Below are 11,615 nucleotides of genomic sequence, written 5' to 3'. Positions count from 1 at the left end.
AGGGGTATATCATGTCCGAGAAGAACCAACTGCAAGTCGAAGCCATCCGTCACGGCTCCGTCATCGACCACGTCCCCGCCGGCCAGGGCATCAAGATCCTCAAGCTGTTCCAGCTGATCGAGACCCAGGAGCGCATCACCGTCGGTTTCAACCTGAAATCCGGCGCGCTGGGCAAGAAGGATCTCATCAAGATCGAGAACACCCGCCTGACCGAACAGCAGGCCAACCAGCTGGCGCTGTTCGCCCCCAAGGCGACCGTCAACATCATCGAAGACTTCGCCGTGGTGAAGAAACACCAGCTGGAGCTGCCGGAGTTCATCGCCGGGGTGTTCCACTGCCCCAACTCCAACTGCATCTCCCACAACGAGCCGGTGGACAGCTACTTCCGGGTGCGCGAGGTGAAAGGCGTGGTGCGGATGAAGTGCAAATACTGCGAGAAGTCCTTCACCCAGGACATCGTCAGCGAACGCTACTGATAGCCAGACTCAAAAGATATCCAGGTGGGCCCCAAGGGGCCCATTTTTGACCCCTGTCACATCACCAAATAACCAGTTGGTTATAATTTGCCATCCAAACAGAGCTATTCCCGCTCATTTCCTGCCAGTGCATTGATTGCCAGTATTTTTTGCTGATATTCAGCGAATGCGGCAGATATCGAGCGTTTACCGTCGATCATCATCAAAGGAATTCGCCGTGGTCAAAACCCTCAGTCGTCCCGTGGAACAAGAGCCCGATCTGGCCCAGCTGGATGCCTGTCGCCAGATCATCGGCCAGCACTGCTACAGCACCCAGGAGGAGATCCGGCGCGAGCTGTCAGAACGCGGTTTCGCCGACATCAGCCAGTCCACCATCTCCCGTCTGCTGCGCCGGCTCGGCGTGGCCAAGGCCCAGAACGCCAACGGCAAGAAGGTCTACACCCTGGTGGACGAGCAGCTGGAGCCCGCCGGCAGCACCCGCTCCATCCACGACATGGTGCGCGAAGTGGTGCACAACCAGCAGATGGTGCTGATCCACACCACCCCGGGTGCCGCCACCGTGGTGGCCCGCCTGCTGGATCGCAACGCCAATCCCGAGATCATGGGCGCCGTCGCCGGCAACGACGTGGTGCTGGTCGCCCCGCGCCACATCAGCCGCACCCGTCAGGCCCACGCTGCCGTGGTGCGCACCCTGGCCCAAGCCCGCTAAGCCCTCTCCCCCGAAGAGATCGAGGCGACCAGAAGGTCGCCTTTTTGTTGCCGCTGATCTTCGCCAAAACGGTTCATCCGCATCCCCCCCTCCCCACGACTTGAGTCGTCATGAATCAGCCATAAAAAACGGGAGCCAGTGGCTCCCGTTTTCAGCTTTCTCTTCGTGATGGATCAGAGCACTGCGCCCAGGCTCAGGCAGACCACGATCAACACGGTCAGCAGGCCGAGCAGCGGGGCCACCCATTTCAGCCAGCGTACATAGGGCACCTTGGCAATCGCCAGCCCCCCCATGACCACGGCGGAAGTCGGGGTCACCAGATTCACCAGGCCGGAGGCGGACTGATAGGCGGTGACCACCAGCTCGCGGCCCACGTTGGCGAAGTCGGCCAGCGGCGCCATGATCGGCATGGTCAGCACGGCCAGACCGGAGGAGGACGGCACCAGGAAGGAGAGCACCACTTCCAGCACGAACATCACGTTGATGAACACCACGGTGGAGAGACCGGTCACGATCCCTTCTGCGCTATGCAGTATGGTGTGAGTGATCATGCCGTTGTCCATCACCACCACGATACCGCGGGCGATACCGATGATGAGGGCGACGCCGAGCAGGTCGCGGGCACCATCGATAAAGTTGGAAGTCAGCTCCTCTTCACTCATGCGGGAGATGACACCGACGATGATGGCGGCAGCCAGGAACACCCCGGAGATCTGCGCCATCCACCAGCCCAGCACGGCCACCCCGTAGATCATCACGGCGAAGGCGGCGACGAAGATACCCAACACGATTTTACGAGTCAGGGTGAACTCCAGCATCTGGTCGCTCTTGTTGCCGAGGAAGTGGGCACGGTTCTCTTCCCACTTGTCAGCCACCAGGGATTTGCTCGGGTCGTTGCGCACCATCTTGGCGTAACGCATCACATAGGCGACACAGAGCAGCCAACCGGCGACCAGCATGGCGACGCGCAACCAGATGCCGTCGGTAAAGGAGATACCGGCCGCGTTGGCGGCAATCACGGTGGCGAACGGGTTGATGGTGGAACCCAGGGTACCGATACCGGCCCCCAGCAACACGGTGGCGGCAGCCACGACCGGGTCGAAACGGGCGGCCATCATCACCGGCACCAGCAGGGTGTAGAACGGCAGCGACTCTTCGGCCATGCCGTAGATGGTGCCGCCCGCGGCGAACAGCGCCATCAGGATCGGGATCATCCACTCTTCACGGCCGCGCAGACGGTCGGTTACACGCTCGATACCGGCATCGATGGCACCTGTCTTGGTCACAATGCCAAGAAAACCACCGATGATCAGGATGAACAGGGAGACGTCGATGGCGCCTGCCTGATAGGTGTCATGGTTATAAAGACCGTCGATAGGTGCCAGCAGCACGTCGACGATCCCCTGGGGATTGCCCTCCACCAGTTTGTAGGTACCCGCCACCGGCACTTCCTTGCCGAGGGCTTCGTTCATGGTCATTTCATATTTGCCGGCCGGCACTATCCAGCTCAGGGCGGCCACCAGGGCGATCAGCACGAACAGTATCGTGTAGGCTGACGGGAACTTGAATTTGGTCATGGTCCAGCTTCCTTCTGTGGGTGTGGTATCCATGCAGGCTGCGGGTCGTAGGGTTAGAGGTATTATGCCGCTGTCACATGGTCGAAAAGCCGGGGGTCACCCCCCGGCACCACTACTGCGACCTTAGTCGCCCAGCGTAGCAACCATCACTGCCTTGATGGTGTGCATCCGGTTTTCGGCCTCGTCGAACACGATGCTGTGCTCGGATTCGAACACGTCCTCGGTTACTTCCAGGCCTTTCATGCCATATTTGTCAGCCACTTCCTTGCCCATGGTGGTCTCATCGTTGTGGAACGCCGGCAGGCAGTGCATGAACTTCACATCCGGGTTCTTGGTGGCGTTGATGACATCCATGTTGACCTGATACGGGGTCATCAGTTTGACGCGCTGATCCCATGCTTCTTTCGCTTCACCCATGGAAACCCAGACGTCGGTGTAGAGGAAGTCGGTGCCCAGCACACCCTCTTTGACATCTTCAGTCAGGGTGATGCGTGCGCCGGTCTCTTCGGCGATCAGGCGGCACTTGGCAACCAGCTCTTCTTCCGGCCAGAAGGCTTTCGGCGCAACCAGGCGGATGTCCATGCCCATCTTGGCGGCACCGACCATCAGGGAGTTGCCCATGTTGTTGCGGGCATCACCCAGGTAGGCGAACTTGATTTGATCCAGACGTTTGCCCTTGCCGTGCTCCAGCATGGTCATGAAGTCGGCCAGGATCTGGGTTGGGTGGAATTCGTTGGTCAGGCCGTTCCAGACCGGTACACCGGCGTAGGCACCCAGCTCTTCCACGATCTCCTGACCGTAGCCACGGTATTCGATGCCGTCATACATGCGACCCAGTACCCGGGCGGTGTCCTTCATGGACTCCTTGTGACCAATCTGGGAACCGCTTGGGCCGAGGTAGGAGACTTGCGCGCCCTGGTCGAAGGCCGCCACTTCAAACGCACAGCGGGTACGGGTGGAGGTCTTCTCGAAGATCAGGGCAATGTTTTTGCCGGTCAGGTGTTTACGCTCATAGCCACCGTATTTGGCTTTCTTCAGGTCGATGGCCAAGTCGATCATGTATTGGATTTCGCGCGGGGTGAAGTCCAGCAGTTTCAGGAAGTTACGGTTACGCAGATTAAAAGCCATGATGAGTTCTCTCTATATTTGTTCAGACCAATTTAGGCAGTAGTGTTGACTACGCATTCTTCAGTACAGATTTGTAACTACGCATTCACGGTACGGGTGGCGACGATATTGGTACCGGCTTCGCCCTTGAGGATGGCGAGGCCATCTTCCAGCGAACCGATGCCGACCATGCCGCCGGTCGCTTTGACAAATTCACAGGAGGCTTCGACTTTCGGCCCCATGGAGCCGGCATCGAACTTGACCCCGGCCAGCTCGTCCGGGCTGGTGATCCGCAGCGGACGCTGGGTCGGTTTACCCCAATCCAGATAGACGGCATCGGCGTCGGTCAGGATCAGCAGGGCGTCGGCCTTGATCTGCTTGGCCAGGTAGGCGGCAGACATGTCCTTGTCGATGACGGCTTCGATGCCGGTCAGGCTCTGGCCATCCCAGGTCACCGGGATGCCACCACCACCGGTACAGATGATGAGGTGACCCTGGGCGATCAGGGTTTCGATGGCGTCGCCTTCGACGATGCGCTGGGGCAGCGGGGACGGCACCACACGGCGGAAGAACTTGCCGTCAGCCTTGACCACCCAGTGCTTCTCGGTCGCCAGGGTGCGGGCTTCAGCCTCTTCGTAGACGGGGCCGATAAATTTGGTCGGATTGGCAAACGCCGGATCCTTAGGATCAACCTGCACCTGGGTCAGCAACGCGGTGACGTTGCGGCTCGGCATCAGGTTTTTGAGCTCCTGGATCAGCATGTAACCGATCATGCCCTGAGACTCGGCACCCAGCACATCCAGCGGATAGGGGGATACCTTGGTGTAAGCACTGTTTTGCAGGGCCAGCAGACCGACTTGCGGGCCGTTGCCATGCACCAGCACCACGTTGTACTCCTGAGCGATCAGGGCAATGGTCTTGGCGGCGGTGGCGATGTTCTTGCGCTGGATGTCAGCTTCGAGCGGCTCGCCACGACGGAGCAGAGCATTGCCACCCAAGGCGACGACGACAGTTGGTTTTTTCATGAGTGTTACTCTCGAGTCTTGGTATCTGTGGCGCCGGCCTCTTGCCGGCGCCACGCCGTCTTGTTAGATGCCGTCGCGTTCCATCGGGCAGCTCATGCAGCGGGCGCCGCCGCGACCACGTCCCAGTTCTTCACCCGGGATGGGCAGCACTGTGATGCCTGCCTTGTCGTACTTCTCGTTGGTGTAGGTATTGCGCTCGTAACCCACCACCACGCCGGGGCGCACGGTCAGCACGTTGTTGGCATCGTTCCACTGCTCGCGCTCGGCCTCGAAGGTGTCACCACCTGTGGTGATGAGCTTGAGCTGATCGACACCCAGCGCCTTCTCGATGGCGGTCACGAAGTAACCCTCTTCCTTGATGTTCATGCCGGTGGCGCCGCCCGGAGTCAGGCTCCAGCAGTTCACATCCTTGCGGATGACTTCCGGATAAACGGAGAAGGTGTCTATGTCCATGTGGGTCATGACGGTATCGAGGTGCATGCAGCTGCGGTGTTTCGGCAGTTGCATGGCGATGACCTGTTTGGCCTGGCCGTGTTTGAACAGGCCGCGAGCCAGGTGTTCGACCCCTTGCGGTGTGGTGCGCTCGGACATGCCGATGAGCACGGAACCGCGGCCGATGACCAGCACGTCGCCGCCCTCGATGGTGGAGTTGTCGTAGTCGCGATCTTCATCACCGAAGTATTTGATGAAGTCCTGACCGGCGAACTGCGGGTGCCAACGGTAGATGGCCTTCACGTGGTTGGTCTCGCGACGACGGGCGGCCTTGGCCATGGGGTTGATGGAAACGCCACCATAGACCCAGCAGGAGGTGTCACGGGTAAAGAGGTGGTTGGGCAGCGGCTCGATGATGAAGTCGGTCGGGGCGTGCATGCCGACGACCATGTTGACGCCGCTGTAGGGCATCTCGGAGTAGGTCAGGCCGCCGGAGAGAATGCGGGCCAGTTCACGGTGCGGCATGTCTGCCAGGAAGCAGCGCACGTCGTTGGCAAAGGAGATGCCGAGGCGATAGTCGGAGACCTGATGTTGCAGCAGCCAGGTTTTGGCTTCCGGCACGTCCAGGGTTTCGGCCAGCAGATTGGTCAGCAGGAAAACTTCGACATTCTGATCGCGCAGTACCTGAGCGAATTTGTCGTGCTCCTGACCGGCACGTTCAACCGACAGGACGTCATCGAACAGCAGATCCTGGCAGTTGGAAGGAGTCAGACGCTTCAGACTGAGGTTGGGGCGGTGCAACATGACACGGCGCAATTGGCCAACTTCAGAACCTACATAAAATTTGCTCATGATTATATTCCGTCTAGCAGTGGTCCCTGCGAGTGATTGAATAGATTCCTTCTATTCATGCTCGTGGCTAAGGCGGGATATTCTTTATGTAGGGTAATCGGCTTGTGTTCTATCCTGCCCTTGCCTTTCGAGACCGAGGTTAGACCTGCCAATCACGCCAAACTTAGACATTGATCACATTCACTTATAACTGAATAAAATCACGGTTTATTCTTTGATAGGGATAACAGAACTGACAATCTCCCATTCATCTCCTTCGTTTAAATACTCATTTATCATCGTATATTTTTCATATTTCTTCTGATTTCATTCATTTCACATATCCACTAAGGGATATACATAAAAACAAAAACCCTTTAATTTCATTAAGATAAAAACGAAATCAACATTCATTGAATTTAATATGCAAAAAATTGAATTTTATGAGATTTCAAAGTGGCGATACGGGGAAATAAATAATCATTACCTGCCTGCTCACTGAATAATCTGTTTGTTGTTCCAGATCATGGTATCTCGTCCAACCCGCTCGCACAGGCCCGCTGCGACGCACCTGCCGGCTCATCATTTATATGGATATGCACCCAGTCCGCATCTTGGCCGCTCATTTTTCAGGACGCCTGCCATCGGCTCTTTTCAAACTTTTTTCATTAGTTGAATTTATTTCAGCACCTTGCGTCACCAACCACCTCGGCTTAACTCAGAAAGTGATCAGGATCACACACGTTTTATCACCAAGGAGCTAACCATGAAGATCAAATCACTGCTGTTATTTGCAAGCCTGCTGCTGCCCATGACCCCTGCGCTGGTCAGCGCAGAAGGGGCACCGGCCATGCCGCTGGTGGTATGCCAGGTCGACAAAGCTCCCCAGATGCTGGTGCCGGCCTATGTCTGTCAGTGGTATGGCAGCAGCCAGCACTACTGAGAGTGAGAGCCCAAGAGGAGGCCACCTCCTCTTGGCTTGTCATGGCCCAACCCCCTCCTATACTCAATGCAGCTGTTTTTCATAGGGATAGGAGACGGTCATGATCCTGCTGGTCGGTGGCGAAAAAGGGGGGAGCGGCAAGAGTTGCCTGGCCCAGAATCTGGCGGTTTACCTCAGGACCCAATTTCATGGCGAGGTGTTGCTGGTCGATTGCGATCCACAGCGCACCACCTCGGACTGGATCCAGGAGCGCAATGACAATCCGGACCTGCCCCAGATAAATTGTGTTCAGCTCTACGGCAACATCCGCAACGACCTGCTCAGCCTGAAGAACCGCTATGACTATCTCATCGTCGACTGCGGCGGCCAGGACAACCGGGCATTGCGTTCCACCATGGCGGTTGCCACCCACGCCCTGATCCCGCTGCGCCCCAAACGCCGCGACCTCAAGACCTTGCCGCACATGGAAGACCTCATCACCACCTGCAAGATGGTCAACCCCAGCCTGCGGGCAGCTGTGGTGCTGACCCAGTGCCCTGCCCTGCCCAATCAGGTGAAACGGATCCTGGAGGCCAAGGAGGTGTGCGCTTCCTTCGGTGTCGACGTACTCAACTCCATTACCTATGGCCGCAATGTCTACGATGACAGCGAGGAGAAGGGGTTGTCGGTGATGGAAATAGAACCGGATGGCAAGTCGGCCGAAGAGATCCGGGCCATCGCCAAGGAGTTTCTGGAGCTGGGGGTGTGAGATGGGCCTTGCCGACCTGAAGAAGAAACACAATCTGCATCATCAGAAGAAATTCACCATTGACGAGTTCATCGAAGATGCTGACTTCTACGCCAAGGGCAAACCCAAGGTTGTCAGCCTGGAGCTGAATCTGCATCGGGAGGAAGCCCTCACAGCACTCGCCTTCATCGAGAATGGTGAACACCTGAAACCCAGCTACAAAAAAGCGACCTTTTCCCTGAGTACCACGGCCATTGATGAGCTTGGCAGCCTGACCCAGCAGGATGGCATGAACAAATCCCTGTTGCTGCGTCTGTTCACCCATTACTTCTCCTCCTTGAGCCCGGAAGAGCGCCAAACCATCTATGAACGGCTACAGGAACACAACTGACACGACAGCCACGACACTTGTTATTGCCCCCAGTTCCCCGCGCTCTGCTCCCCCTATCCCTTTCTGAACCCCGGTTAAACGGTGTGTGAGACATTCGCCATTCACCTCGTGAGCAAAGCGCCGAAAAAGCTCTCGCGATAGTCGGAAGATAGGATCAAAAAACCTGAACACAAATAAACCAAACCACTGATTTAAAATGAAATATATCGAAACAAGTTTCCTTCGTAACGAGATGCATAAAAACGTTTTTCAATCTGCCGTTGTCGTGCCCCGTGAAATCCTTATAGTTACTCCTGCACGGACGCAATGAAGTCGGTCAGGAAGACTGGCTGCCAGGGTTGGGCAAATGGACTCACCACAGGATGTGGTAAAGGACACCTCCCAGGACGGAGAAAGTGCGACGGGAACGGATGACTCGTCAGGCCATGATGGCTAAAGGACACCCCAAAGGATTGGGAAGGGGAAACCTAAAGGAAGAGGTATAGTCAGGGATTGCAGGGAGCAACTTCGTTCAAGGACATGAGCGATAAGACTATCGGGGGCGACGCAAGTCGCCCCCATCTTTTTTGGCCATTTTTCTTAGGTGGCCAGCCTCCGGCATCTACTCGAGCCGGAAGTGGCCCACAATCTCCCGCAGCCTGTCATAGGTCTGCTGCATCGCGGCGGAGCTGGCTACCGTCTCCTCCCCGTTGTGAGTCAGCTGGCGGATCACCTCGGCAATCGCACTCATGTTGCGATTGATCTCTTCGGCTACCGCGCTCTGTTGTTCCGCCGCCGTGGCGATGTGGCTGATAAGATCGTTGATCTCCACCACTTCTCCCGCCATCAGATCCAGCGATTCATTGACCCGGGTGGTGTTCTCGGCGGCCCCCTGGCAACTCTGCTTGGTGTTGCTCATGGCATCCACCACCGTCTGGGTACCCCGCTGCAGACTGGCCAGCATGGTCTGGATCTCCGCCGTGCTCTGCTGGGTGCGAGCGGCAAGGGAGCGCACCTCGTCGGCCACCACCGCAAAACCGCGCCCCTGCTCGCCAGCGCGGGCCGCCTCGATGGCGGCGTTGAGCGCCAACAGGTTGGTCTGCTCGGCTATGCTGCCGATCACTCCCAGTACTGAACCAATCTGCTGCACATCTTGCTGCATGGCTTCGATGGAGCGGGCAGTGGCCTCCACTTCGTCCACCAGCGCCATCACGCTGGCCATGGCCTGATCCACCACCTGACGGGACTGGCTCGCCAGCTGCTGGCTCTGGCCGGTCAACTGGGCCGTGCTGGCCGCACTCTCCGACACCGAGACGGCGGTACGGCTCATCTCGTTGATGGCGATCACCACCTGTTCGGTTTCCCGCACATGATCCGCCAGCAGGGACTGGGCGGCGCCGGTCTGGCTGGCCAGCCCTTCGATACCGCTGTTGAGCTGGCCGCTGGCCTGCCGTACCTCGTTCATCATCTCCTGCAGCCGCTCGATAAAGCGGTTGATGCCGGCCGAAATCTGGCCCAGATCATCGGTACTGGTTACCGCCAGCCGGCGAGTCAGATCGCCGCTGCCACGGGAGAGCTCCAGCACCAGATCCCGCAGCGAAAGGATGGGACGATAGGCGAGATTGAGCGCCAGTACGGCGAGTACCATCACCACCACCGCCACCCCGAGCAACGCCATGATGATCTGGCCGTTGAGCGCCTGGGTCATGGTGCGGATGTAGTCTAGATCGATGTAGCCGGTCAGCGTCCAGCTGCTGCCACGGATATCCAGCGGATTGGGACGAGCCTCGTTCTCTCCCTGCGGCTTGCTGCTGTAGAGCACATTGCCCTGGCCATCGGCCAGCGAGAAGTAACGCCCCTCGCCGCTCACCTTCTCAAGCAGGTTCTTGAACTCGCTCATGTCGAGGTAATAAAGGTAGGCAGAGTCGGCCCCTCGCGGCACCAGAATCGAGATGACGGGCTTGCCATCCACCTGCTGCAGCGGGCTGACGGTGATCTGGTTGTTGGCGGCGGGGATCAGCTTGCGCAGCGCATCGACCTTGGCCGTATCGTTGATGACCCCGCTCACGTCGAACGCCATGTCGCCGATCACCTTGACGATATTGTGAAAGCCGGTCTCTTCCAGCGTCTTCTTGACGTTGGTCACCCCGAAGTTGAGGTTGGCCGCCAGCAGGATTTTCTGATTGATGTCGCTGGCCAGCTTCTCTTTGACCAGAGAGATCTGCTCGTTGATGTTCTGGGTAGCCTGGGTGCGGATGTAGGCGCTGATGAAGTGATTGACGCTGAACCAGGCAGTGCCGATGGTGACCAGAATGGCCAGCAGCAACAGAACGTAAATCTTGACCTTGAATGGCATGGGATCCCTCCAGAAGAGAGGGCTGGCACTGCCAACCCTCTCTGCCAATCGTTATTTCTTCTTGGCGTACTTCATGGAGTCCAGTGCCACCGCCAGAATGATGATGCCGCCCTTGATGATGAACTGCCAGTAAGGGCTGACCCCGATATAGGTCAAACCATAGTTGATCAATGTAAAGATGAGTACCCCGGTGATCACCCCGGCGACCGTGCCCACCCCGCCGGCAAACGACACCCCGCCCACCACGCAGGCGGCGATGGCATCGAGTTCATACATGAAGCCAAGGTTGTTGGTGGCACTGCCGATCCGGCCCGCTTCCAGCATGCCGCCGAAGGCGTAGAACACCCCAGCCAGCGCATAGATCATCACCAGGTTGACCGCCACGTTCACACCGGAGACCTTGGCGGCTTCCGGGTTGCCGCCGATGGCGAAGATGTTCTTGCCAAAGCGGGTCTTGTTCCACAGCACCCAGACGAACACGCTGGCGATGGCGGCATAGAAGGTCAGATAGGATAGCTTGAAGCCGCCCAGCTTGATGAACCCCTGCGCGAAGCTGGAGAAGCGGGGGTCAAAACCGGCTACCGGCGAGGCGCCCACCGAGTCAAAGTAGAGAGAGTTGATGCCGTAGACGATGATCATGGTGCCCAGGGTGGTAATGAACGGGGTGACGTTCAGATAAGCCACGATGAGACCGTTGACCAGACCAATCAGGGCCCCCACCACGCACACCAGCAGGATCACCGCCGGAATGGGCACTTCACCCAGGCTGGGAAACACCTTGTTGACGTTGGTCAGCGCCTGCAGCATGGTCGCCGCGATGAGCGCTGCCAGGCCGACCTGACGACCGGCCGACAGATCCGTACCCTGGGTGATGATGATGCCTGCCACCCCCAGCGCTATGATGACCCGTACCGAAGACTGGGTCAGGATGTTGCTGAAGTTGGTGAGACTCAGGAAGGAGGGTTCCTTGATCACGATGATCATGAGCAGCACCAGCAGCACCACGTAGATGCCGTTCTCCTTGAGCGCCCGCATCAGATTGAAATTTTTAGCCGACTCCAT

Annotated in this window: 11 protein-coding genes; 5 read left to right on the top strand and 6 right to left on the bottom strand. The window is 57.9% G+C overall.

The genetic code is table 11. The annotated features are described in order from the left end of the window. The first annotated feature begins 11 nt into the window (after positions 1-11). Together pyrI and OKC29_RS12975 are read left to right on the top strand one after the other, a co-directional pair. Positions 12-476, top strand: a complete 465-nt coding sequence (gene pyrI / locus OKC29_RS12980; RefSeq protein WP_011707750.1) for an aspartate carbamoyltransferase regulatory subunit — start codon at positions 12-14, stop codon at positions 474-476. Positions 477-693: 217 nt separating this feature from the next. Beyond that, positions 694-1,185, top strand: a complete 492-nt coding sequence (locus OKC29_RS12975; protein WP_016352302.1) for an arginine repressor — start codon at positions 694-696, stop codon at positions 1,183-1,185. A 173-nt stretch (positions 1,186-1,358) separates the two neighbouring features. Here OKC29_RS12975 and OKC29_RS12970 read toward each other — a convergent pair whose 3' ends face one another. The 4 genes from OKC29_RS12970 to arcA all read right to left on the bottom strand — a co-directional run bounded on the left by OKC29_RS12970 (position 1,359) and on the right by arcA (position 6,178). After that, positions 1,359-2,762, bottom strand: coding sequence for a YfcC family protein (locus OKC29_RS12970; protein WP_011707752.1), 1,404 nt, complete (start codon positions 2,760-2,762; stop codon positions 1,359-1,361). Positions 2,763-2,885: 123 nt separating this feature from the next. Continuing rightward, positions 2,886-3,890 (bottom strand): ornithine carbamoyltransferase, encoded by a 1,005-nt coding sequence (gene argF / locus OKC29_RS12965; RefSeq protein ID WP_017409770.1) that lies wholly within the window; start codon positions 3,888-3,890, stop codon positions 2,886-2,888. Between the two features lie 77 nt (positions 3,891-3,967). Then, positions 3,968-4,894: a carbamate kinase gene (gene arcC / locus OKC29_RS12960; protein WP_073352119.1), complete on the bottom strand. Its 927-nt coding sequence runs from the start codon at positions 4,892-4,894 to the stop codon at positions 3,968-3,970. Positions 4,895-4,957: 63 nt separating this feature from the next. Beyond that, positions 4,958-6,178, bottom strand: a complete 1,221-nt coding sequence (arcA, locus tag OKC29_RS12955) for an arginine deiminase (RefSeq protein WP_073352121.1) — start codon at positions 6,176-6,178, stop codon at positions 4,958-4,960. 745 nt (positions 6,179-6,923) lie between these two features. On the opposite strand from arcA, the gene OKC29_RS12950 reads away from it, so the two are divergent. The 3 genes from OKC29_RS12950 (at position 6,924) to OKC29_RS12940 (ending at position 8,218) form a co-directional block, all read left to right on the top strand. Further along, on the top strand, positions 6,924-7,100 hold the full coding sequence (locus OKC29_RS12950) for a hypothetical protein (RefSeq protein WP_164470747.1): 177 nt from the start codon (positions 6,924-6,926) through the stop codon (positions 7,098-7,100). Positions 7,101-7,200: 100 nt separating this feature from the next. Beyond that, positions 7,201-7,848: an AAA family ATPase gene (locus tag OKC29_RS12945; protein WP_073352123.1), complete on the top strand. Its 648-nt coding sequence runs from the start codon at positions 7,201-7,203 to the stop codon at positions 7,846-7,848. Between the two features lies 1 nt (position 7,849). Continuing rightward, positions 7,850-8,218, top strand: a complete 369-nt coding sequence (locus OKC29_RS12940) for a CopG family transcriptional regulator (protein WP_011707758.1) — start codon at positions 7,850-7,852, stop codon at positions 8,216-8,218. Between the two features lie 601 nt (positions 8,219-8,819). On the opposite strand, the gene OKC29_RS12935 is transcribed toward OKC29_RS12940, so the two are convergent. Then, complete coding sequence (locus OKC29_RS12935) at positions 8,820-10,553, bottom strand: methyl-accepting chemotaxis protein (RefSeq protein WP_073352125.1); 1,734 nt, start codon at positions 10,551-10,553, stop codon at positions 8,820-8,822. A gap of 51 nt (positions 10,554-10,604) precedes the next feature. Beyond that, the gene (gene mglC, locus OKC29_RS12930; protein ID WP_011707760.1) at positions 10,605-11,615 is read right to left on the bottom strand and encodes a galactose/methyl galactoside ABC transporter permease MglC; all 1,011 of its coding nucleotides are present in this window, start codon (positions 11,613-11,615) and stop codon (positions 10,605-10,607) included.

The organism is Aeromonas sp. QDB34, assembly GCF_027705405.1.
Taxonomy (GTDB): domain Bacteria; phylum Pseudomonadota; class Gammaproteobacteria; order Enterobacterales; family Aeromonadaceae; genus Aeromonas; species Aeromonas hydrophila.
The sequence above is the reverse complement of the archived record's forward strand: the minus strand, read 5'-3'. Positions and strand labels throughout refer to the sequence as shown.

Excerpts from the sequence above, each read along its gene's own strand:
- OKC29_RS12945 (WP_073352123.1), top strand. The coding sequence starts at position 7,201 with ATGATCCTGCTGGTCGGTGGCGAAAAAGGGGGGAGCGGCAAGAGTTGC.
- OKC29_RS12970 (WP_011707752.1), bottom strand. The coding sequence starts at position 2,762 with ATGACCAAATTCAAGTTCCCGTCAGCCTACACGATACTGTTCGTGCTG.
- pyrI (WP_011707750.1), top strand. The coding sequence starts at position 12 with ATGTCCGAGAAGAACCAACTGCAAGTCGAAGCCATCCGTCACGGCTCC.
- arcA (WP_073352121.1), bottom strand. The coding sequence starts at position 6,178 with ATGAGCAAATTTTATGTAGGTTCTGAAGTTGGCCAATTGCGCCGTGTC.
- OKC29_RS12950 (WP_164470747.1), top strand. The coding sequence starts at position 6,924 with ATGAAGATCAAATCACTGCTGTTATTTGCAAGCCTGCTGCTGCCCATG.
- arcC (WP_073352119.1), bottom strand. The coding sequence starts at position 4,894 with ATGAAAAAACCAACTGTCGTCGTCGCCTTGGGTGGCAATGCTCTGCTC.
- OKC29_RS12935 (WP_073352125.1), bottom strand. The coding sequence starts at position 10,553 with ATGCCATTCAAGGTCAAGATTTACGTTCTGTTGCTGCTGGCCATTCTG.
- argF (WP_017409770.1), bottom strand. The coding sequence starts at position 3,890 with ATGGCTTTTAATCTGCGTAACCGTAACTTCCTGAAACTGCTGGACTTC.
- OKC29_RS12940 (WP_011707758.1), top strand. The coding sequence starts at position 7,850 with ATGGGCCTTGCCGACCTGAAGAAGAAACACAATCTGCATCATCAGAAG.
- mglC (WP_011707760.1), bottom strand. The coding sequence starts at position 11,615 with ATGGAGTCGGCTAAAAATTTCAATCTGATGCGGGCGCTCAAGGAGAAC.